Source organism: Mycobacterium simiae (assembly GCF_008370645.1).
GTDB lineage: Bacteria > Actinomycetota > Actinomycetes > Mycobacteriales > Mycobacteriaceae > Mycobacterium > Mycobacterium simiae_A.
In genome coordinates this window covers 1-833 of the sequence record NZ_VTZN01000442.1, presented here as the reverse complement: position 1 = coordinate 833, position 833 = coordinate 1, and the positions used below count along the sequence as shown (strand labels likewise).

Sequence of the window (833 nt, the reverse complement as noted above, 5' to 3'; positions counted from 1 at the left end):
CGCGGAATCACACTGGGCCGCGACTGCACCACATGCGGATTAGCCCCGCCCCGACCCATCATCCCGCCAGGCATCCCCGCCCCCGCACCTCCCATGCCCATCGGCATCGGCATCATTCCCATGCCGGTACCGGCCCCGGCCGCCTGTGCCAACTCCGCCGGCATGGCGCCCAACCCGGCCATCGCCGCACTAGAAATCCCCTTAGGCAGCGACCCCTCCCACGTCGGGGGCACCGACATCGCCCCCACCAACCGCGCCTTCCCCAACTCCGCGCCCAGCCCCGCACCCAGACCCGCACCCCCACCGCCGAGGCCCTTCAGCGGATTGACATCACCAACAAACTTGGGCGCATCCACCAACTCTGCCGCGGTCGCCGCACCCGCCAACCCCGCCGCATTCGCACTCGACTGCCCGGCCTGCAGCAACGGCCCAATCAACATGCTGGCCGGCATCGCCATAGACTGCGCGACCTGCATCCCTAACTGCACCGGCACCGACGACGCCAGCGACTGCACCCCCGTCACCACACCCGGAGCCACCGCCACCACACCCTGCACCGCCGGAGACACCGCCGCCGACACCCCGCTCGCCAACCCGCTCACCTGCGCACCCACCTGCCCCGCCAACCCCGCCAAATCCAGCGGCGGGGCACTAAACGGCAGCAAGGAGGCCGCCACCGCCGCCGCCCCCGCGTCATAACCGACCATCGCACCCACATCCTGGGCCCACATCTCCACATAATCGAACTCCGTAGCCGCAATCGCCGGAGTGTTCTGCCCCAAAAAATTCGTCGCCACCAACGCACCCAGCAACACCCGATTAGCCGCCACCGC

Annotated in this window: 1 protein-coding gene; it reads right to left on the bottom strand. The window is 69.3% G+C overall.

Going from position 1 to position 833, the window contains the following annotated elements; genetic code table 11:
• Positions 1-833: PPE family protein, SVP subgroup (locus tag F0Q45_RS26330; RefSeq protein ID WP_149656633.1), on the bottom strand; the 833-nt coding region annotated here is incomplete at both ends.